Here is a 19,960-nt window from a genome sequence, read left to right on the forward strand (position 1 = left end):
GGCGGTCGTGGGGGCGGGTTACGACAGCTGGGACTGGACCTGGGAGGAGATCAGCTCCAGGTGGTCCAGGTCGTCGAGGTCCAGCACCTGGAGGTAGATCCGGCTGGAGCCGATGCCGGCGTAGCGGCCGATCTTGTCGACGACCTCGGCCGGGGAGCCGGCCAGGCCGTTGGCCTTCAGCTCGTCCACCTCACGGCCGATCGCGGCGGCGCGCCGGGCCACTTCCCGGTCGTCCTTGCCGACGCAGACGACGAGCGCGTTGGAGTACACCAGGTCGTCCGCGGCCCGGCCGGCCTCCGCGGCGGCGGCCCGTACCCGGCCGAACTGCCGCTCGCTGTCCTCGACCGAGGCGAACGGGATGTTGAACTCGTCGGCGTACCGCGCGGCGAGCCGCGGCGTACGGGTCGCGCCGTGGCCGCCGATCAGCACGGGGACCTTCTGCTGCGCGGGCTTGGGCAGCGCCGGCGACCCGGTGAGGTCGTAGTACGTGCCGTGGAAGTCGAAGGTCTTGCCGACCTCGGTCTTCCACAGCCCGGTGACGATCGCGAGCTGCTCCTCCAGCCGGGCGAACTTCTCCTTCGGGAACGGGATGCCGTACGCCTTGTGCTCCTCCTCGAACCAGCCCGCGCCCAGGCCGAGTTCGACCCGTCCGCCGGACATCTGGTCGACCTGGGCGACCTGGATGGCAAGCACACCGGGCAGACGGAAGGTGCCGGCCGTCATCAGCGTGCCGAGACGGATGCGCTTGGTCTCGCGGGCCAGGCCGGCCAGCGTGATCCAGGCGTCGGTGGGGCCGGGCAGACCGTCCACGCTGCCCATGCGCAGATAGTGGTCCGAGCGGAAGAAGGCGTCGAACCCGAGGTCCTCGGTGGCCTTCGCCACGGTGAGCAGGGTGTCGTAGGTGGCCCCTTGCTGGGGCTCGGTGAAGATTCGCAGGTCCATACACCTATCCTGCACGGCGCCGCCCGGCTCGACCGCGCGGGTACCGCCCGGCACGGCCGCCCCCGGACGGGTGAAATCCGTCCGGGGCGGCGGGCGGAGACCGAGGCCGCTCCGCCCTCGGCACTCGAGTGCTGTCCCGTGTGCGGGGGCCGGGAGGGCCTGTTAGGGTCGGCCTTGTGACTGCCGGGTCGGCCATGGGCCACGCACGAGTGAGGCGCCCGGCCTCGGCGTGAGCACGAGGCGGGCCAGAGGCCCGCCGTTTCCTCCGTCTGCGTTTCCCGCGCCCGCGAGGCGCTCCCCAGAGGATCCAGCACTCGGAGACACATCCACTTATGTCACATGAACAGCAGCGCCTTCACGCACCCGCGTCGCCAGCCGCCGTCCAGCTGAACCACACCGCCGTCCACGCCTTCGACCGTCATCTGTCGGCCGAGTTCATCGCGGCGATCCTGGGGCTGAGCGTCGGCGCTCCCTTCGGGCCGTTCCTGCCCGTCGACCTGGGCAACGGCGTGACGCTCGACTACTACGAGAAGCGCGACGAGCCGATCCAGTCGCAGCACTACGCGTTCCTCGTGCCCGACGAGGAGTTCGACACCATGATCGCCCGCCTGGAAACGGTCGGGGTCACCTACTACGCCGACCCCCGCCGCACCGAGCCCGGCCGGATCAACCGTCTCTTCGGCGGTCGCGGTGCCTACTTCGACGATCCGGACGGCCACAACATGGAGATCATGACCCGCCCGTACGTACGGCCGTAGCCGGCGCCGGAAGCAGGCGGGCGGCGGTCATACGCCGTAGGGGGTGTCCTGGGCGTCCTCGGGCACCATCGCCGCCCGCGCCGCCAGTTTGCGCAGCATCTCCAGGACCCGGTCACGGGACTCGTCGGCCGCGTCGATCGCCTCCATGCACTGCCAGTACGTCGCCTCGTCGACGGCGGCGCTCGCCATGCCGACCAGGGCTATGCCGACCTCGCCGAGCAGGCCGCCGAGGCAGAGCAGGGTCTCGCGGGCGTCCTCCAGCTCGGTGAGCTGGGCGGCGCGCAGGTCGCCGGGGTCGAGTTCGGGCGGATCCAGGACGCCGCAGCCCCGGCCCGCCAGCTCCGTCAGTCCCAGCGCCTCCCCGCGCAGTTCCGGCGGGCCGGAGACCGCGAGGCGGCTGCCGATCGCCTGCGCCAGGGCCTGCGCCTGCCACACCTCCGCCATCATCTCTCCCGCGTCGGCGCCGCCCGCCAGGGCCCGCCTGCTCGCGAGGATGAGCCGTACCGCATCCATGGGTGCCCCCGTCCGTCCGCCGTGCCCTCCGGCGCGGTCTGTTGAACTCTCTACACCACTACCCAGAGTGAGGGTGGTTGAGGCGAAAAGCCAGAGGAAGACGGAAATCTCTGGACAACAATTCGGATTCGTCACGCGAGTTAACTACAGAGAGTGATAGAGGAGTTCAGGAGTCCGCTTGTTGGTCCGCCGGGCCGGCGCCCCGTCCGTCCCCCGCGCCCCTCCGGCGGTCCCGGTCGTCCGGGACCGGGAAGCGGTGTTCGTTGCGGTCGATCTTGGCGGCCAGCGCGGCCAGCGGGTCGATGCCGAGGACCCCGCAGAACTGGAGCAGGTAGGCCAGCACATCGGCGACCTCGTCCGTGACCCGGTGCGCCGTGCCGGGGTCGTCCATCACCCGGGCGGACTCCTCCGGTGTCAGCCACTGGAAGATCTCGACCAGTTCGGACGCCTCCACCGAGAGGGCGGCGACGAGGTTCTTGGGTGTGTGGTAGGGCTGCCAGTTCCGCGCGGCGGCGAAATCGGCGAGTCTGCGCTGGAGCGAGGCGAGGTCGGGGTGTTCCGTCACACGTTCAGATGTACCACCGTGACTCCCGGGGTTCCGGCGGCCCAGGAGGCGTCCTGCACCGCGGCCACGCAGCGGATGTGTCCGCGCCGCCCCATCTCGGCGGCCGTCCGCAGCAGTTCCCGGCGCTGGGCCGGGTCCAGGCCCCGGTCGAAGCCGTCGGCGAGGACGGTGAGGCTCCGCAGGGCGTCGGGCACCTCGCCCGGCGCGTCCATGTCCAGCACGCCCGGTCCGGTCAGCAGTACCAGGGTCAGCGCGAGATAGCGCAGCTCGCCGTCGCCGAGCCGGGCGAGTTCGGTGCGGACGCCGTCGCCTCGGTCGAGCAGCGCCCGTACCGTGCCGTCGGACAGCGGTTCGGCCATCAGGTCGGTCACCGGGCCGGCGCAGCCCACGTCCAGCGCCTCGACCAGTCGGCCGTGCCGGCGGACGCACTCGGCGCGGGTGCGCCACAGCACGTCGGCGAGGTTGTCGCAGCCGGGCAGCAGCCGGCCGGAACCGGTGGGCACGGGGACGCGCATGTGCTCGGGGCGCGGATCGCAGGGGAAGACGGAGCGCAGGGCGACGACCATCTGCTCCGCGGCGGCGAGCACATGGCGCTGTCCGTCGGTCTTGCCGGCCACGCGCAGCGGCAGCAGGGCGGTGCCGAGGTGGTCGTCGGGGAGCGGGGCGCGGGTCACCGGGGCGGAACCGGCCGTGTGCCAGGCGGCCTGGACGGTCCGGCGCCCGGGGTCGCGCAGCGCGGTCTCCAGCAGGACCACTCCGCGCGCGGTCAGCCGCTCCCCCACGATCCGCAGGTCCGGTTCGGCCTGTACGGCGACGTCGAGCCGGACCGGGCCCTCGGCGCCGTCGGCCGTGCACCCGATCCTGAAGCCCCGGCGCCCCTCGGCGTCGGGCCGCGCGCGCTCGGGGACGCAGGCGGCCGGGTCCCGGAACGCCTCGGCGAGCGGGGCCCCGCCGCCGAGGCGGGCCAGGGCCTCGCAGGCGGCGAGCGCGGTGGTCTTGCCGGCCCCGCTGGGTCCCGCGAGCAGGGTGACCGGCCCGAGCGGAAACCCGGCGCCCCGGTGCCCCGCGAAGGCGGAGAGCCGCAACTCGGTGATCCGGGACCGGATGTCGGGGTGCGTGCCGGGGAGCGGGGGCGCGTCGGCCGCCGGTGACTCAGCGAACACGAAGGGCACGGCCATACGCGGACCGTAGGGCCTAGCGGCCGCGCCGAACCGTTTCACCGTCGGGCTTTCGCCCGATCGTGGGACGGGCGCGGCGCGTGGCGCCGTCAGCCGCCCGACAGTTCCGCGCCCTCCATCAGGCCGCTGACCTCCGTGCCGGGCGGGGTGAGGAGGAAGACGTTGCGGTCGACGCGGTGCATCCCGCTGCCCAGGCCGAAGACGACGCCGGTGCTGAAGTCGAGGACGCGCTTGGCGACGTCGCCCTCCGCGCCGGACAGGTCCAGCAGCACCGGCACCCCGGCCATCAGGGTCTCCGCGACTTCGCGGGCGTCCGCGAAGACGTTGACGCGCAGGACCACGAACCGGCGCCGGGTCTCGGTCTCGGCGTCGGGCAGCGAGCGGTGGTCCACCGCGGACGGCCAGGAGTCCCGGCCCCGCAGCGGCACGACCTGGGCGAGCCCTTCCCACTGTTCATCGGTGGCGTCGTAACGGCTCACCGGCTCCCCCTGACCTCGCTCGCGAACAATCCGTACACCAGCCAATTCTTACGCCAAGTCACCCGTTCGGCCCAACAGCGACACGATGCGCGACCGGGGCATCCCGCCCCGTGGGCCCCCGGGCGCGCTCCTCGGACCCCCGGGATGGCACAGATCACAAACGCAAGAAGAGAAACCTCACAGCCCGCGCCGCGCCCCCGATTCGGTGCCCTGCCCTAGCATCCCAGCCATGACGGTCCTGCCTGACGACGGGCTCTCACTGGCCGCCGAGTTCCCTGACGCGACACACGAGCAGTGGCAACGCCTGGTGGAGGGCGTACTGCGCAGGTCAGGCAGGGAATTGTCCGGCGAGGCAGCGGAAGACGCCCTGTCCACGACGCTCGAGGACGGGCTGCGCACCCGGCCCCTGTACACCGCGCACGACCACGCGCCCGATCCCGGCCTGCCGGGCTTCGCCCCCTTCGTGCGGGGCGGCAGGCCCGAGGGCACCGGCCCGGGCGGCTGGGACGTGCGCCAGCGGCACACGGCACTCGGCGACGGCCCGGCGGACGCCGTGCTCGCCGACCTGGAGAACGGCGGCACCTCCCTCTGGCTGGTGCTGGGCGAGGGCGGCATCCCGGTCACCGAGCTGGGCCGCGCCCTCGACGGGGTCTACCTCGACCTGGCCCCGGTCGTACTGGACGCGGGCCGGGACACCGCCCGGGCCGCCGAGGCCCTGCTGCGGCTGTACGCGGACCGGGGCGTGGACGCCGGGGCGGTGCGCGGCAACCTGGGCGGCGACCCGCTCGGGTACGAGGCCCGTACCGGCACCGCGCCGGACTTCGCGCCGTACGCCGAGCTGGCCGTGCGCTGCGCCGAGGGGTATCCGGGGCTGCGCGCGCTGACCGTGGACGCGCTGCCGTACCACGAGGCGGGCGGCTCCGCCGCGCAGGAGCTGGGCGCCTCGCTGGCCACCGGGGTCGCCTATCTGCGGGAGCTGACCGAGGCCGGGCTCGGCGTCGAACAGGCCGTCGGCCAGCTGGAGTTCCGTTACGCGGCGACCGCCGACCAGTTCCTGACCATCGCCAAGCTGCGCGCGGCGCGCCGGCTGTGGGCGCGGGTCGCGGAGGTGTGCGGGGCGGCCGGTGCGGGTGCGCAGCGGCAGCACGTGGTGACCTCGCCGGTGATGATGACCCGCCGCGACCCGTGGGTGAACATGCTCCGTACGACGGTCGCGGCGCTGGCCGCCGGGGTGGGCGGCGCGGACGCGGTGACCGTGCTGCCGTTCGACCACGCGCTGGGGCTGCCCGACGCCTTCGCCCGGCGGATCGCCCGCAACACCTCCACCATCCTGATCGAGGAGTCCCATCTGGCCCGGGTCGTCGACCCGGCGGGCGGCTCCTGGTACGTGGAGCGGCTGACGGCCGACCTGGCCGAGGCCGCCTGGGCGTTCTTCCGGTCCGTGGAGCGCGACGGCGGTCAGGCGGCCGTGCTGCGCTCCGGCCGGCTGCGCACCGATCTCGCCACGACCTGGGCGGAGCGCTCCAAGCGGCTGGCCAGGCGGCGCGAGCCCGTCACCGGTGTCAGCGAGTTCCCGCTGCTGGCGGAGAAGCCGGTCGAGCGCCCGCCCGCGCCCGAGCCGCCCTCGGGCGGTCTGCCCCGGGTGCGCCGCGACGAGGCGTACGAGGAGCTGCGCGCCCGCTCCGACGCCCAGCTGGCGAGGACCGGCGCCCGGCCCCGGATCTACCTGGCCACGATCGGCTCCCCGGCCGAGTACACCGCGCGTGCGGCCTTCGCCGCGAACCTCTTCCAGGCCGGCGGCATCGAGCCGGTCACCGAGGGCGGCTTCGCCGGCAGCGGCGCCACCGAGGCCGTGGTGTGCTCCAGCGACGCGCTCTACGCCGAACAGGCCGGGCAGGTGGCCGAGTCGCTGCGCGCGGCCGGGGCCCGGCACGTGTTCCTGGCGGGCCGGGGCGAGTATCCCGGCATCGACTCGTACGTCTTCGCGGGCTGTGACGCCGTGGATGTGCTGTCCGCGACCCTCGACCGCATGGGAGTGTCCTGATGGGAATCCCCGACTTCTCCGGCATCGAGCTGGGCACCCCGGTCACGGGCGGCACCGAGGACGAGTGGCGCGCGGCGCTGCGGCGGGCCGCCGGGGACGCGGAGCCGGTGTGGGAGACCCCGGAGGGCATCGGGGTCAAGCCGCTGTACACCGGACGCGACCTGGAGGGCCTGGACTTCCTGGGCACCTACCCGGGCATCGCGCCGTATCTGCGCGGTCCGTACCCGACGATGTACGTCAACCAGCCCTGGACGATCCGGCAGTACGCGGGCTTCTCCACCGCCGAGGAGTCCAACGCGTTCTACCGGCGCAATCTGGCGGCCGGCCAGAAGGGCCTGTCGGTCGCGTTCGACCTGCCCACGCACCGGGGCTACGACAGCGACCACCCGCGGGTGACGGGTGACGTCGGCATGGCGGGCGTGGCCATCGACTCGATCTACGACATGCGGCAGTTGTTCGACGGCATCCCGCTGGACAGGATGACCGTGTCGATGACGATGAACGGCGCGGTGCTGCCGGTGCTGGCGCTGTACATCGTGGCGGCGGAGGAGCAGGGCGTACCGCCCGAGAAGCTGGCCGGAACCATTCAGAACGACATTCTGAAGGAGTTCATGGTCCGCAACACCTACATCTATCCGCCGAAGCCGTCGATGCGGATCATCTCCGACATCTTCGCCTACACCTCGCAGCGGATGCCCCGCTACAACTCCATCTCCATCTCCGGCTACCACATCCAGGAGGCGGGCGCGACGGCCGACCTGGAGCTGGCGTACACCCTCGCGGACGGTGTGGAGTACCTGCGCGCGGGGCGTGAGGCCGGGCTGGACGTGGACGCGTTCGCGCCCCGGCTGTCGTTCTTCTGGGCGATCGGCATGAACTTCTTCATGGAGATCGCCAAGCTGCGGGCGGCCCGGCTGCTGTGGGCGAAGCTGGTGCGGCAGTTCGACCCGCAGAACCCCAAGTCGCTGTCGCTGCGCACCCATTCGCAGACCTCGGGCTGGTCGCTGACCGCGCAGGACGTCTTCAACAACGTGACCCGCACCTGTGTGGAGGCGATGGCGGCCACCCAGGGACACACGCAGTCGCTGCACACCAACGCGCTCGACGAGGCGCTGGCGCTGCCGACCGACTTCTCGGCGCGCATCGCCCGCAACACCCAGCTGCTGATCCAGCAGGAGTCGGGCACCACCCGGGTCATCGACCCGTGGGGCGGCAGCGCGTACGTGGAGCGGCTGACGTACGACCTCGCCCGCAAGGCGTGGGCGCACATCCAGGAGGTCGAGCAGGCGGGCGGGATGGCGCAGGCCATCGACGCCGGCATCCCGAAGCTGCGCGTGGAGGAGGCGGCGGCCCGCACCCAGGCCCGCATCGACTCCGGCCGGCAGCCGGTGATCGGTGTGAACAAGTACCGGGTGGACAGCGACGAGCGGATCGACGTACGCGCGGTCGACAACTCCGCCGTCCGCGCCCAGCAGATCGAGAAGCTGCGGCGGCTGCGCGCGGAGCGGGACGAGACCGCCTGCCGGGACGCGCTCGACGCGCTGACCCGGGCGGCCGACGGCACGGACAACCTGCTGGAGCTGGCGGTGCGCGCGGCCCGCGCCAAGGCGACGGTCGGCGAGATCTCCGACGCCCTGGAGAAGGTGTACGGACGGCACGCCGGGCAGATCCGTACGATCTCCGGTGTGTACCGCAACGAGGCAGGACAGTCGGCGTCGGTGGGCCGCACCCGGACCCTGGTGGACGCGTTCGAGGAGGCCGAGGGGCGCCGGCCGCGCATCCTGGTCGCGAAGATGGGCCAGGACGGCCACGACCGCGGCCAGAAGGTGATCGCGACGGCCTTCGCCGACCTCGGTTTCGACGTGGACGTCGGCCCGCTGTTCCAGACGCCCGAGGAGGTCGCCCGGCAGGCGGTCGAGGCGGATGTGCACGTGGTCGGGGTGTCCTCGCTGGCCGCCGGGCACCTCACGCTCGTCCCGGCGCTGCGCGAGCGGCTCGCCGAGGAGGGCCGCGAGGACATCATGATCGTGGTCGGCGGGGTGATCCCGCCACAGGACGTGCCGACGCTGCGCGAGATGGGCGCGGCGGAGGTGTTCCTGCCGGGGACGGTGATCCCGGACGCGGCCCACGACCTGGTCAAGCGGCTGGCGGCCGACCTCGGTCACGAGCTGTAGCGGCGATGGCAGCGATCGATCTCGACACGTATGTGAAGGGTGTGCTCGACGGGAAGCGGGCCCTGGTGGCCCGCGCCATCACGCTCGTGGAGTCCACCCGGCCGCAGCACCGGGAGCTGGCGCAGCGGCTGCTGACCGAGTTGCTGCCGTACAGCGGCCGGGCGCGGCGGATCGGGGTGAGCGGGGTGCCCGGGGTCGGCAAGTCGACGTTCATCGACGCGTTCGGCACGATGCTGACCTCGCTCGGGCACCGGGTCGCGGTGCTCGCCGTCGACCCGTCCTCGACCCGTACGGGCGGCTCCATCCTCGGCGACAAGACGCGGATGGAGCGGCTCGCGGTCGATCCGGCGGCCTTCGTGCGGCCCTCTCCCAGCGCCGGCACGCTGGGCGGGGTCGCCAAGGCCACCCGGGAGTCGATGGTGGTGATGGAGGCGGCCGGCTACGACGTGATCCTGGTGGAGACCGTCGGGGTGGGCCAGTCGGAGACGGCGGTCGCCGACATGGTGGACTCCTTCCTGCTGCTGACCCTGGCCCGCACGGGAGATCAGCTGCAGGGCATCAAGAAGGGCGTCCTGGAGCTGGCCGACGTGATCGCCGTGAACAAGGCGGACGGCCCGCACGAGCGGGACGCGCGGGCCGCGGCCCGGGAACTGGCGGGCGCGCTCCGGCTGATGCACGGCAAGGAGGCCTTCTGGACGCCGCCGGTGCTGCACTGCAGCGCTCGGGAGTCGGCCGGTCTGGACACGGTGTGGGAGCGGCTGGAGCAGCACCGCCGGCTGCTTCAGAGCACCGGGCGGCTGGCGGCCAAGCGCCGGGACCAGCAGGTCGGCTGGGTGTGGACGATGGTCCGCGACGAGCTGCTGGGCCGGCTGCACGCCGACGCGGCGGTGCGCGCCGCCGCGCCGGACCTGGAACGGCGGGTCCGCGAGGGCGAGCTGACGGCGACCCTGGCGGCGGAGCGGATCCTGGCCGCCTTCGAGGGCCGTACGGCTCCGGCGGCCGGGGACTGACCGGGCGGGCGCGGTCCCGGGGACGTGCCCGCGGGACCGCGCACCGGGCCGGTGCTACCAGGCGACGGGCAGCGAGGTCACGCCGTGGATCAGCCGGCCGGCGGACCGGGGCACCTGATCGGCCGGGATGTCCAGGCGGAGCGTGGGGAACCGGCGCAGCAGGGTGCCGAGGGCGATCTCCAGCTCCAGGCGGGCCAGTCCGGCGCCGAGGCAGTAGTGGATGCCGTAGCCGAAGGTCAGGTGCTGGGCGCCGGGGACGCGGGCGACGTCGAGGGTGTCGGCGTCGGTGTACTGGGCGGCGTCGCGGTTGGCCGAGGCCAGGGAGGCGAGGACGGCGGTGCCCGCGGGCACCAGGGTGTCGCCCAGCTTCACGTCCTCGGTGGCGATGCGCAGGGTCGCCTCGTCGCCCGGCGGGACGAACCGCAGCAGCTCCTCGACGGCGGCCGGGACGGCGGCGGGGTCGCGGCGGACCGCCTCGAACTGGTCGGGGTGGGTCAGCAGCGCGAGGACGCTGTTGCCGATCTGGTTGGTGGTGGTCTCGTGCCCGGCGATGAGGAGGGTGATCGCCAGGTGCAGCAGTTCCTCCTCGTCGAGCCGTTCGGCGTCGGCCTCGTGGATCGACACCAGGGCGGACAGCAGGTCGTCGCCGGGCTGCCGCTGCTTGGCGGCGATGAGGGCTCCGAGGTAGCCGGCGAGGCCGTTGTGCGCGGCGACGATCCGCTCGACGGGCAGGGAGACGGTGGACAGGACGGTGCCGGACCACTCGGCGATCTGTTCGCGCTCGTCCAGCGGGACTCCGAGGAGTTCGCAGATGACGGTCACGGGCAGCGGGAAGGCGAGCGCGGGGACGAGGTCGGCCGGGGAGCCGGTGCGCTCCATGGCGTCCAGCAGTTCGTCGGTGCGCGCCTGGATGCGCGGGCGCAGCGCCGCCACCCGGCGGGCGGTGAACTCCCGGGACACCAGCCGGCGCACCCGGGTGTGCTCCGGCGGGTCCATGGTGAGCAGGTTCTTGGCGTTCTGCGGCTCGGTGCCGATGCGGGGCGCACCGGGGCGGGCGGTGGCGGCCCGGCTGAACCGGGTGTCGGACAGCACCGTGCGCACCGAGTCGTAGTCGGTGACCATCAGGGCCCGGTCACCGCTGGGCATGCGGATGCCGGAGACCGGGCAGGTCTCGCGCAGCCGCCGGTACTCGGGGGCCGGTTCCAGCGCGGTGGGCCGCTCGAAGGGGTAGGCGAGGGGGGCGTTGTCGACCGTGTTGTCGGTCACGTTGCGTACTGCCAATCTGTGTGGGCCTGCGGGTGGGGGGTCAGGCGGTGCGGAAGCGGTTGATGGCCGGTTCGTGCCGCTCGCGCAGCCCGGGGTCGGTGACGCCCAGGCCCTCGCGCGGGGCGAGGCAGAGCACTCCGACCTTGCCGTGGTGGCGGTTGCGGTGGACGTCGCCGACGGCCTGGCCGATGCCGTCGAGCGGGTAGGTGCGCGACAGCGTGGGGTGGATGCGGCCCTTGACGACGAGCCGGTTGGCCTCCCACGCCTCGCGGTAGTTGGCGAAGTGCGAGCCGATGATCCGCTTCAGGTGCATCCAGAGGTAGCGGTTGTCGAACTCGTGCCGGTAGCCGGAGGTGGAGGCACAGGTCACGATGGTGCCGCCGCGCCGGGCGACGTAGACGGAGGCGCCGAAGGTCTCCCGGCCCGGGTGCTCGAAGACGATGTCCACGTCCTCGCCGCCGGTCAGCTCGCGGATCCGGCCGCCGAGCCGCTTCCACTCCCGGGGGTCCTGGGTGTCCTCGTCGCGCCAGAAGCGGTAGTCCTCCGCGTTCCGGTCGATGATCGCCTCGACGCCCATGGCGCGGCAGATCTCCGCCTTCTGCGGGCTGGAGACCACGCAGATCGGTATCGCGCCCCCCGCCAGCGCGTACTGAGTGGCGTAGGAGCCGAGTCCGCCGCCGGCGCCCCAGATCAGCACGGTGTCGCCGACCTTCATGCCGGCGCCGTTGCGCGAGACGAGCTGGCGGTAGGCGGTGGAGTTGACCAGGCCGGGCGCGGCGGCCTCCTCCCAGGTCAGGTGGGCGGCCTTGGGCATCAGCTGGTTGGCCTTCACCAGCGCCAGCTGGGCCAGTCCGCCGTAGTTGGTCTCGAAGCCCCAGATCCGCTGCTCGGGGTCGAGCATGGTGTCGTCGTGGCCGGCGGCGTCCTCGAGTTCGACGGACAGGCAGTGCGCGACCACGCGGTCGCCGGGGTGCCAGCGGCGCACTCCGGGGCCGGTGCGCAGGACCACGCCGGACAGGTCGGAGCCGATCACGTGGTAGGGCTGGTCGTGCCGGGCGGCGGGACCGCCGGTGCGGGCGTAGCGTTCGAGGAACGCGAAGGTCGGCACGGGCGAGAACAGCGCGCTCCACACCGTGTTGTAGTTGACGGAGCTGGCCATGACGGCGATCAGGGCCTCGCCGGGGCCGGGCTCGGGGGTGGGTACGTCGCTGATGTGCAGGGCCTTGGCGGGCTCCCGGTCGGCGACCGGGATGCCGTCGAACATGTGCTGCTCGTCCTTGAACAGCACGGCGGCCCGGTACGACTCCGGTACCGGCAGGGCGGCGAAGTCGCGGGTCTCGGCGTCCGGCGACTCGATCGCGGCCACCAGGTCGGCTGTCACCACTCAACTCCCGTGGATATAGAAGGCGTTCGGCTGTCTCGGGCGGCGGCCCGGGCGGGCCGCCACCCGTGGGCGGGGACTACTGGTTGAGCTTCACGGGCAGTTCGGTCAGCCCGCGCATCACCAGGCCCGGGCGCCAGCGCAGGTCGGCGGCCGGGTCCTGGCGCTCCATGCGGGGGAAGCGCTCCAGCAGCTGGCGGAAGGCGATGTGCGCCTCCAGCCGGGCCAGCGGCGCGCCCAGGCAGTAGTGCATGCCGTAGCCGAAGGCCATGTGCTGGTTGGGCGTGCGCTCGGCGTCGAAGGTCATCGAGTCGTCGAAGACCTGCTCGTCGCGGTTGGCGGACAGCAGCGAGATCAGGACGAGTTCGCCCTCCTTGATGGTCTGCCCGCCCAGTTCCAGGGTCTCGGTGGCGACGCGGAAGCTGGCGCCGGGCACCGGGCTCTCGAAGCGCAGGAACTCCTCGACGGCGGCCGGGATGGCGTCGTGGTCGGCGCGCAGCCGCGCGGCCAGCTCGGGCCGGTCCAGCAGCAGGGCGGTGCCGTTGCCGAGGAGGTTCACGGTGGTCTCGTAGCCGGCGATGATGAGCAGGAAGCACATCGAGGTCAGCTCGTGCTCGGCGAGCCGGTCCTCGTCGTCGCGGGCGGCGATCATCGCGGACAGCAGCTTGTCGTCCGGTTCGGCCCGCTTCTGCGCGACGAGGTCGCGGACGTAGTGGACGAACTCGGTGACCACGTCGACCGGGAAGTTCTGGGTGCCGACGCCCGCCAGGTAGGCGTTGGACCAGGTGCGGAAGCGCTCGTGGTCGGAGACGGGCACGCCGAGCAGCTCGCAGATGACCTGCATGGGCAGCGGGTAGGCCAGGTCGCGGATGGCGTCGGGCTGCTCCTGGACGGCCATCTTGTCCAGCAGGTCGCTGGTCATCTGCTCGATCATCGGCCTGAGGTGTTCGATCCGCTTGGCGGTGAACACCGAGGAGACCAGGCGCCGCAGCCGGGTGTGGTCGGTGCCGTCGACCCGGAGCATGTGGGTGCCCATGCTGGCGCGGATCTCGGCGGGCAGGACGTCCTGGGAGACGATCCGGGTGCCGATGCGGTTGGACAGCCGGGCGTCGCCGAGTCCGGCGCGGCAGTCGGCGTACCGGGTGACCAGCCACAGCGGCACGCCGTTGGGCAGTTCGACCTGGAAGAGCGGGCGGTCCTCGCGCAGGCGCTCGAAGAGGTGGTGCGGGGTCTTCACGCCGTAGTCGGCGTACAGGTCGGCGAAGGTGACCATGCGGGGTGTGCTCCTTGTGTGTCGGGACGGGGTGCCGGGGCCTGTGCGGGGCTCAGTCGAGAGCGGGCTGCCGGGCCGGCGCGGGTGCGGCGGCGGGCGGCTTGAGGGCCGGGATGCCCAGCGCGACCGCGCCGCCGGCCAGCAGGACCGCGACGCAGATCCACAGGCCGGGGATCATCGCGTCGGTGAAGGCCTGCGCGGAGGTGTAGGTGCCGCCGCGGGCGGTGAACACGGTGGTGAGGACGGCGATGCCGAGGGCGCTGCCGATCTCCCGGACGGTGGCGTTGGTGCCGGATGCCTTGCCGATGTCCTGCGGCTGGACGGAGCTGACCACGACGACCGCGCTCGGCGCGAAGATCAGTCCGGTGCCGATGCCGCACAGCATGTACGGCACCACCATCTGCCAATCCGCGGTGGCCGGGTCGGAGATCAGCGCGCACCAGGCCAGGCCCACGGCGGCCAGTCCGAGTCCGGCGGCGATCAGCCGGGCCGGGCCCACCTTGGGGATGAGCTTGCCAGCGTACGGGGCGCAGATCGTCGGCATGACGGCCCAGGGCAGGGTCCACAGGCCGGCCACGAACGGCGAGTGGCCGCGGGCCACCTGGAGGTACTGGGCGAGGAAGAAGATCGATCCGAACAGGCCGAAGTACACGGCCAGTGACGAGAGGTTGGTCAGGGTGAAGGCGCGGCTGCGGTAGATCCTGAGCGGCAGCAGCGGTTCGGCGGCGCGGCGCTCCCACAGCACGAACGCCAGCAGCAGGACGGCCGCCGCGGCGTACAGGCCGAGGACCCGGCCGGAGGTCCAGCCGTGGTCGCTGCTGTCCACGATGGCCCAGACCAGGGCGAGCACGCCGGCCGCGCCGAGCAGCAGCCCGAGCGGGTCCAGTCCGGCGGCGGCGCCCCGGCTCTCGCGGTGCACGCGCAGCACCAGCGGCACGGCGACGAGTCCGATCGGGACGTTCAGCCAGAACAGCCAGTGCCAGCCGATGCCGGTGGTGACGGCGCCGCCGATCAGCGGGGCGATGCCGACGGCGAGGCTGCTGATGCTGGACCACACGCCGATCGCCACGCCCCGCTTCTCCGGCGGCACGGCCACGGTCAGCATCGTCAGCGACAGCGGCAGGACGGCCGCCGCGCTCATGCCCTGAAGGGCGCGCAGCGTGATGAGCGCGGCCGTGGAGGTGGACAGCGCGCAGCCGACGGAGAACAGCACGAACAGCGTCAGCCCGGAGACGAACACCTTGCGGCGCCCGTAGCGGTCGCCGAGGCCGGCCGCGACCAGCAGCAGGCCGGCGAAGCCCAGGATGTAGCTGTTGGTGACCCACTGCAGGCCCTGCACCGAGGCGTCCAGGTCGCGCCGGATGGACGCCAGGGCGTTGGTGACCACCAGGTTGTCCAGCGCGACCATGAACATCGGCAGGGACACGGCGAGGACGGTCAGTCCGAACGGCGGGCGTGCCGGGGCAGCCGCTTCGTTTGCCATCGATCGTTCTTTCTGTGTCGGGGGGTGGGGCCGGCGAGGGGGGCGCCGGCCCGTGCGGGGGTGCGGTCAGCGGAAGCGGGCCAGGTCCTCGGCGAGCGCCCGGACCACCCGGTCCTTCTGCTCGGCCAGGTAGAAGTGGCCGCCGGGGAAGGCGCGCAGGCGGAAGTCGCCCGCGGTGTGCGCGCGCCACTCCTCGGCCTCGGCGAGCGTGACCTGCGGGTCGTCGTCGCCGACGAGCACGCTGACCGGGCAGCGCAGGGGCGGCCCGGGCTCGTACCGGTACGACTCCACCGCCAGGTAGTCGCCGCGGATGGCCGGCATGATCATCCGGATGACGTCGTCGTCCAGGAGCAGCCGGTCGTCGGTGCCGTTCAGGCGGCGGATCTCGCCGATGACCGCGTCGTCGTCCATGAAGCGGACCTTGGTGTCGCGCAGCGTGGGCGGGGCGGTGCGGCCGGAGGCGATCAGTCCGCGCAGGTCCAGGGAGGAGCCCCGCTCGATCCGGCGGGCCACCTCGAAGGCCACGCAGGCGCCCATGCTGTGCCCGAACAGCACCAGCCGGCGCCGGGGCAGCGATTCCAGCACGGTGACGATCTCGTCGGCGAGCCGGGCGACCGAGGTGAGCGGTGGTTCGGCGCGCCGGTCCTGCCGTCCCGGGTACTGCACCGGCAGCACCTCGGCGGTGTCGGCGAGGGCGTCCGCGAGGGGGCGGAAGTAGCTGGCGGAGCCGCCCGCGTGCGGGAAGCAGACCAGCGTCAGGTCGCTGTCCTGGGGCGCCGGGTGGTAGGGGCGGAGCCAGAGTTCGTGTGCGGTGGGGGTGTTGGTCATCCCCGTACCTCCGTGCGCAGCCAGGACGCGATGGCGTCGGCGGTTGTCCGATGGTGGGTGTCGAGCATCGAGAAGTGGTCGCCGGGTACGTCGACCACGTGCTGGGCGTGCTCCCAGCCGGCCCCGCGTGCGCCCTGCTCGGCGCCGGGCACCTCGGCGGTGGCGCGCAGCAGCAGCACGGGGGTGTCCAGGGGGTGCGGGGTCCAGTCCGCGAAGGCACGGAAGTAGCCGCCCATCGCCACCAGCCGCTGGTCGTCGAGGAGTTCGGCGGCCTCCTCGTTCTCCAGCAGCTGCGAGACCATCAGCCGGGTGCTGGAGCGGTCGGCGGCGCGGGAGAAGGTGTCGGCCAGGACGACGGCGGCGGCCGGGGTGCCGAGCGCGGCCAGGTGCTCGGCGACGGCGTGCGCGATCCAGCCGCCGGAGGAGCGGCCGAGGAGGACCAGCGGGCGGCCGGCGGCGAGTTCGAGGGCGGTCTCGGCGTGCGCGGCGGTCAGTGCCGCGGCGGTGCGGGGCAGTGGTTCGCCGGGGCCGAAGCCGGGGTGGGGCAGCGCCCAGACCTCGCCGGCGGTGCCGAGGGCCGCGCCGAGCCGCAGGTACTCCTGCGGGCCGGAGACGGCGCTGAGCGAGGGGAAGCACAGCACGGCGAGGTCTCCGGTGCCGGCGGTGATACGGACCGGGGCGGGCCAGCGATCGGCGTCGGCGCGCCGGGCGAAGTCGGGCCGCAGGGCCGCGGCGGCGGTCAGCAGCGTGAAGCCCTCGGTGAGTCTGCCGGTCAGGTGGGCCTGCCGGAACAGCCCGGTCAGCGGGTCGCCGGCCGGTTCGCCGGGCGTCCCGGCCAGCCGCTCGGCGAGGTGGGCGGCCAGTGCGCGCGCCGTGGGATGGTCGAAGACCAGGGTGGCGGGCAGCGGCAGCGCGGTGGAGTCCCGCAGCCGGTTGCGCAGTTGGAGCGCCGTCAGGGACTCGAAGCCGAGTTCCACGAAGGACCGGTCGGGGTCGACGTCCTCCGGGCCGGCGTGGCCCAGGACGGCGGCGGCGGCCGCGCGGACGTGCTCGGTGACCGCGGCCGTGCGCTCCGCGTCGTCGGCGAGCCGCGCCAGGACCGCCGGCAGCGTCTCGGTGTCCTCCGCCGCGGCGGCGGGAGCGGACACGGCGGGCAGGGCGACGGCGGGGGTGGACGCCAGCCAGTACGAGCGCCGCTGGAAGGCGTAGCGGGGCAGCTCCACGCGCCGGCCGGCCGGGAGGGCGGCGGTGAAGTCGACGGCACCGCCGCGTACGTGGAGTTCGGCGGCCGAGGCCAGGAAGCGGCCGAGGTCTCCCTCGTCGCGCGCCAGCGAGCCGGTCACGGTGACGGCGTGGCCGGCCTCGGTGGTCTCGGCCGTCTCCGTCATGCCGCCGGCGAGCACGGGGTGCGGGCTCGCCTCCACGAAGTACCGGACGCCGTCCTCGACGAGCAGCCGTACCGTCTCCTCGAACCGCACGGTCCGGCGCAGGTTGCGGTACCAGTACCCGGCGTCCAGCTCGGTGCCGGTGAGCCGGGTGCCGGTGACGGACGAGTAGAAGGGCACCTCGGCGGGCTTGGGCGTGACGGCGGCCAGCCGGGCGAGCAGGTCCTCGCGGACGGCCTCGACCTGCGGCGAGTGGGAGGCGTAGTCCACCGGGATGCGGCGGATCCGTACGCCGTCCGCCTCGGCGGCCGCGCGGAACGCGTCCAGGGCCGCGGCCTCGCCGGCCACCACGGTGGCGCCGGGGCCGTTGACGGCGGCGACGGCGAGCCGGTCCGCCCACGGGGCGAGCCGGGGAGCCACCCGGCCGGCGGGGAGCGCGACCGACATCATGCCGCCGCCTCCGGCCAGCCGGGTCAGCACCTGGCTGCGCAGCGCGACGACGAGCGCGGCGTCCTCCAGCGACAGGGCGCCGGCGACACAGGCCGCCGCGATCTCGCCCTGCGAGTGCCCGGCGACGGCGTCCGGCTCGACGCCGTAGGACCGCCACAGCGCGGCCAGCGACACCATGACGGCGAACAGGGCGGGCTGGACCACGTCCACCCGGTCCGGTGAGGGCGCGTCCGGGTCGCCGCGCAGCACGGCGGTCAGCGACCAGTCCACGTGCGGGGCGAGCGCCTCCTCGCAGGCCCGCAGCCGGTCCCGGAACACCGGGGCGGCGGCGGCGAGTCCGGTGGCCATGCCCGGCCACTGGGAGCCCTGGCCGGGGAAGACGAAGGCGGTACGGCCGGCCGCGCGGGCGGCGGTGGTGCCGCGCACCGTCCCGGGCGCGTCCTGTCCGTCCGCGAGGGCGCCGAGCCGGGCGAGCAGTTCGTCGCGGGCCTCGGCGACCACGACCGCGCGGTGGTCCAGCGCGGCCCGCCCGGTGACCAGCGACCAGGCCACGTCGGCCACGGGCAGCTCCGGGCGGTCGGCCAGATGCGCACGCAACCGACCGGCCTGCGCCCGCAGGGCCCCGGGGGTACGGGCGGAGAGGAGGAAGGGCAGGGGTGCGTCGGCGGGGGCCGCTCCGGCCGGGGCTGCCCCGAGGGCGACCGCACCGGCCCGGGTCGTCCCGGGGGCGGCTCCGGCCGAGGCTGCTCCGGCGGCGGCGCCCGCGGCCGTGGCCGTGGCCGTGGCTCCGGGGTGTGGCGCCGTGGCGGCGTCCGTCGCGGTGGTCGTCGTTCCGGGCGCGGGTTCGCCGGGCGGTGTTGTGGCCGGTGCCTCGGGCTGTTCCTCGAACTGTTCCAGGACGACGTGGGCGTTGGTGCCGCTCATGCCGAAGGAGGAGACGGCGGCGCGGCGCGGGTGGTCCGCGCGGGGCCACGGCCGGGCCTCGGTCAGCAGCTCGACGGACCCGGCCGACCAGTCGATCCGCGGGGACGGCTCGTCGACGTGCAGCGTGCGCGGCAGGGTGCCGTGGCGCATGGCCTGCACCATCTTGATCACGCCGCCGACACCGGCCGCCGCCATGGTGTGCCCGATGTTCGACTTCAGCGAGCCGAGCCGCAGCGGCCGTCCGGCCGGCCGGTTCTGGCCGTACGTGGCGAGCAGGGCCTGGGCCTCGATCGGATCGCCGAGCCGGGTGCCGGTGCCGTGCGCCTCGACGGCGTCGACGTCACCGGGCTTCAGCCGGGCGTCGGCGAGGGCCTGCCGGATCACCCGGCGCTGGGCGCGTCCGTTGGGCGCGGTCAGGCCGTTGCTGGCGCCGTCCTGGTTGACCGCGCTGCCCCGCACCACGGCCAGCACCGGGTGGCCGAGCCGCCGGGCGTCGGACAGCCGTTCCAGCAGCAGCAGGCCCACGCCCTCGCCCCACGCGGTGCCGTCGGCCGCGGCGGCGAAGGACTTGCAGCGCCCGTCGGGGGCCAGGCCGCCCTGGGCGCCGAAGTCCGCGAACGCGCCGGGCGAACTCATCACGGTGGCGCCGCCGGCCAGGGCCATCGCGCACTCTCCGCGCCGCAGCGCCTGCGCGGCCAGGTGCAGCGCCACCAGGGAGGAGGAGCAGGCGGTGTCGACGGTGAGGGCCGGGCCCTCCAGGCCGAGGAAGTAGGCGATCCGCCCGGAGGCGACGCTGCCGGAGTTGCCGGTGCTGAGGTAGCCCATCGCCTCGGCGGGGATGGCCTCGGCCCGGGTGGCGTAGTCGTGCAGGTTCAGTCCGGTGAAGACGCCGACCGGCTCGCCGCGGACGGCCGACGGGTCCAGCCCGGCCGCCTCGAACGCCTCCCAGGCCGCCTCCATCAGCAGCCGCTGCTGGGGGTCCATGGCCAGGGCCTCGCGCGGGGAGATGCCGAAGAAGTCGGCGTCGAACTCGTCGGCGCGGTGCAGGAATCCGCCCCGGCCCGCCGCGTCGTCCGGCCAGCCGCGGTTGTCCGGGAAGCCGGTGATGGCGTCCCGGCCCTCGGACACCAGCTCCCACAGCCCGTCCGGGTCCTCGACCCCGCCCGGGTAGCGGCAGCTCATGCCGATGATCGCCACCGGTTCGTGCCGGCTCTCGGTCAGTTCGCGCACCTGCCGCCGGGCCTCGCGCAGGTCGGCCGTCGCGCGCTTGAGGTAGTCGAGGTACTTCGCCTCGTTGGTCACAGTTT

14 protein-coding genes and 1 pseudogene are annotated in these 19,960 nt (G+C 73.7%); 4 read left to right on the forward strand and 11 right to left on the reverse strand.

The window, feature by feature from the left end:
• Nucleotides 1-18: 18 nt before the first annotated feature.
• Nucleotides 19-942: an LLM class F420-dependent oxidoreductase gene (locus SCK26_RS09300; RefSeq protein ID WP_318200809.1), complete on the reverse strand. Its 924-nt coding sequence runs from the start codon at nucleotides 940-942 to the stop codon at nucleotides 19-21.
• Between the two features lie 332 nt (nucleotides 943-1,274).
• Between SCK26_RS09300 and SCK26_RS09305 the strand changes: the two genes are divergently transcribed.
• The gene (locus SCK26_RS09305) at nucleotides 1,275-1,700 is read left to right on the forward strand and encodes a VOC family protein (RefSeq protein WP_318200810.1); all 426 of its coding nucleotides are present in this window, start codon (nucleotides 1,275-1,277) and stop codon (nucleotides 1,698-1,700) included.
• Nucleotides 1,701-1,727: 27 nt separating this feature from the next.
• Here SCK26_RS09305 and SCK26_RS09310 read toward each other — a convergent pair whose 3' ends face one another.
• The 4 genes from SCK26_RS09310 to SCK26_RS09325 all read right to left on the reverse strand — a co-directional run bounded on the left by SCK26_RS09310 (nucleotide 1,728) and on the right by SCK26_RS09325 (nucleotide 4,435).
• The gene (locus SCK26_RS09310) at nucleotides 1,728-2,213 is read right to left on the reverse strand and encodes a DUF6099 family protein (protein ID WP_318200811.1); all 486 of its coding nucleotides are present in this window, start codon (nucleotides 2,211-2,213) and stop codon (nucleotides 1,728-1,730) included.
• Nucleotides 2,214-2,379: 166 nt separating this feature from the next.
• Entirely contained in the window at nucleotides 2,380-2,823 is a 444-nt protein-coding gene (locus tag SCK26_RS09315; RefSeq protein ID WP_318205966.1) for a nucleotide pyrophosphohydrolase, read from the reverse strand.
• Nucleotides 2,775-3,956 carry an ATP-binding protein gene (locus tag SCK26_RS09320; protein ID WP_318200812.1) on the reverse strand — a complete coding sequence of 394 codons (1,182 nt, stop codon included), beginning with the start codon at nucleotides 3,954-3,956 and terminating at the stop codon, nucleotides 2,775-2,777. The genes SCK26_RS09315 and SCK26_RS09320 overlap by 49 nt, the downstream gene beginning before the upstream one ends.
• An 89-nt stretch (nucleotides 3,957-4,045) precedes the next feature.
• Nucleotides 4,046-4,435, reverse strand: a complete 390-nt coding sequence (locus SCK26_RS09325) for a cell division protein SepF (RefSeq protein ID WP_318200813.1) — start codon at nucleotides 4,433-4,435, stop codon at nucleotides 4,046-4,048.
• 229 nt (nucleotides 4,436-4,664) lie between these two features.
• Between SCK26_RS09325 and SCK26_RS09330 the strand changes: the two genes are divergently transcribed.
• From SCK26_RS09330 to meaB, 3 genes are read left to right on the forward strand one after another with little or no spacing between them, the layout of a single operon-like run.
• Nucleotides 4,665-6,479 carry a methylmalonyl-CoA mutase family protein gene (locus tag SCK26_RS09330; RefSeq protein ID WP_318200814.1) on the forward strand — a complete coding sequence of 605 codons (1,815 nt, stop codon included), beginning with the start codon at nucleotides 4,665-4,667 and terminating at the stop codon, nucleotides 6,477-6,479.
• Nucleotides 6,479-8,653, forward strand: coding sequence for a methylmalonyl-CoA mutase (scpA, locus tag SCK26_RS09335; RefSeq protein WP_318200815.1), 2,175 nt, complete (start codon nucleotides 6,479-6,481; stop codon nucleotides 8,651-8,653). Before SCK26_RS09330 ends, scpA begins: the two co-directional genes overlap by 1 nt.
• Before the next feature lie 5 nt (nucleotides 8,654-8,658).
• The gene (gene meaB / locus SCK26_RS09340) at nucleotides 8,659-9,663 is read left to right on the forward strand and encodes a methylmalonyl Co-A mutase-associated GTPase MeaB (RefSeq protein ID WP_318200816.1); all 1,005 of its coding nucleotides are present in this window, start codon (nucleotides 8,659-8,661) and stop codon (nucleotides 9,661-9,663) included.
• A gap of 54 nt (nucleotides 9,664-9,717) precedes the next feature.
• Here meaB and SCK26_RS09345 read toward each other — a convergent pair whose 3' ends face one another.
• The 6 genes and pseudogenes from SCK26_RS09345 to SCK26_RS09370 form a co-directional block, all read right to left on the reverse strand.
• Nucleotides 9,718-10,929, reverse strand: coding sequence for a cytochrome P450 (locus tag SCK26_RS09345; RefSeq protein WP_318200817.1), 1,212 nt, complete (start codon nucleotides 10,927-10,929; stop codon nucleotides 9,718-9,720).
• Between the two features lie 40 nt (nucleotides 10,930-10,969).
• Entirely contained in the window at nucleotides 10,970-12,310 is a 1,341-nt protein-coding gene (gene ccrA / locus SCK26_RS09350; protein WP_412080725.1) for a crotonyl-CoA carboxylase/reductase, read from the reverse strand.
• 79 nt (nucleotides 12,311-12,389) lie between these two features.
• Nucleotides 12,390-13,583, reverse strand: a complete 1,194-nt coding sequence (locus SCK26_RS09355; protein WP_318200819.1) for a cytochrome P450 — start codon at nucleotides 13,581-13,583, stop codon at nucleotides 12,390-12,392.
• A 52-nt stretch (nucleotides 13,584-13,635) separates the two neighbouring features.
• Nucleotides 13,636-15,066 (reverse strand): MFS transporter, encoded by a 1,431-nt coding sequence (locus SCK26_RS09360; RefSeq protein ID WP_318200820.1) that lies wholly within the window; start codon nucleotides 15,064-15,066, stop codon nucleotides 13,636-13,638.
• A 66-nt stretch (nucleotides 15,067-15,132) separates the two neighbouring features.
• Nucleotides 15,133-15,894 carry a thioesterase II family protein gene (locus SCK26_RS09365; RefSeq protein ID WP_318200821.1) on the reverse strand — a complete coding sequence of 254 codons (762 nt, stop codon included), beginning with the start codon at nucleotides 15,892-15,894 and terminating at the stop codon, nucleotides 15,133-15,135.
• Nucleotides 15,891-19,955, reverse strand: a pseudogene (locus tag SCK26_RS09370) (type I polyketide synthase); the annotation flags it as partial. The pseudogene SCK26_RS09370 and the gene SCK26_RS09365, both read right to left, overlap by 4 nt.
• Nucleotides 19,956-19,960 lie beyond the last annotated feature (5 nt).

The sequence above is a fragment of the Streptomyces sp. SCL15-4 genome (genome assembly GCF_033366695.1).
In the GTDB taxonomy this organism is placed as follows: domain Bacteria; phylum Actinomycetota; class Actinomycetes; order Streptomycetales; family Streptomycetaceae; genus Streptomyces.

Coding starts and splice junctions, on each gene's coding strand:
- SCK26_RS09300 (WP_318200809.1), bottom strand. CDS start 942: ATGGACCTGCGAATCTTCACCGAGCCCCAGCAAGGGGCCACCTACGAC.
- SCK26_RS09305 (WP_318200810.1), top strand. CDS start 1,275: ATGTCACATGAACAGCAGCGCCTTCACGCACCCGCGTCGCCAGCCGCC.
- SCK26_RS09310 (WP_318200811.1), bottom strand. CDS start 2,213: ATGGATGCGGTACGGCTCATCCTCGCGAGCAGGCGGGCCCTGGCGGGC.
- SCK26_RS09320 (WP_318200812.1), bottom strand. CDS start 3,956: ATGGCCGTGCCCTTCGTGTTCGCTGAGTCACCGGCGGCCGACGCGCCC.
- SCK26_RS09330 (WP_318200814.1), top strand. CDS start 4,665: ATGACGGTCCTGCCTGACGACGGGCTCTCACTGGCCGCCGAGTTCCCT.
- scpA (WP_318200815.1), top strand. CDS start 6,479: ATGGGAATCCCCGACTTCTCCGGCATCGAGCTGGGCACCCCGGTCACG.
- meaB (WP_318200816.1), top strand. CDS start 8,659: ATGGCAGCGATCGATCTCGACACGTATGTGAAGGGTGTGCTCGACGGG.
- SCK26_RS09355 (WP_318200819.1), bottom strand. CDS start 13,583: ATGGTCACCTTCGCCGACCTGTACGCCGACTACGGCGTGAAGACCCCG.
- SCK26_RS09360 (WP_318200820.1), bottom strand. CDS start 15,066: ATGGCAAACGAAGCGGCTGCCCCGGCACGCCCGCCGTTCGGACTGACC.
- SCK26_RS09365 (WP_318200821.1), bottom strand. CDS start 15,894: ATGACCAACACCCCCACCGCACACGAACTCTGGCTCCGCCCCTACCAC.